This window comes from Streptomyces doebereineriae (genome assembly GCF_031845645.1).
GTDB lineage: Bacteria > Actinomycetota > Actinomycetes > Streptomycetales > Streptomycetaceae > Streptomyces > Streptomyces canus.
Genome location: NZ_JAVREZ010000597.1, coordinates 1 through 383 on the forward strand (window position 1 = coordinate 1; position 383 = coordinate 383).

Genomic DNA, 383 nt, shown 5'->3' on the forward strand with positions numbered 1-383 from the left:
GACCCCACGCGATCGTGCCGTACTCCGTGCGCACGTAGAGCAGGGGCGGCAGGGTGCCGTAGCCGGGGACGTGCAGGCTGCCGTCGGGGCCCAGGTGCTCGTCCGCCACGGACACGTGCGCGGAGCGGGTGATGAAGTCGTCGGTGGTCACGCCGGGGAAGTCGATGCCGGACAGGCGCCGCACCATGCTGTGGCCGCCGTCGGCCCCTACCAGGTAGCGGGTGGTGAACGTCTCTCCGTCGGCCAGGGTGATCCGGACGAAGTCGTCCTCCTGCTGCACATCTGTCACCTCCTGGCCCCTGCGGAGATCGACGCCCAGTTCCACGGCGCGTTCGGCGAGAACCTTCTCGATGTGCTCCTGGGGCGCCGGGAGGAGGCATACG

General features: G+C 70.0%; 1 protein-coding gene. It reads right to left on the minus strand.

The features are described from left to right. Positions 1 to 383 (minus strand): FAD-dependent monooxygenase (locus tag RNB18_RS53435; RefSeq protein WP_311721236.1); only part of this gene is annotated, 383 nt, incomplete at both ends.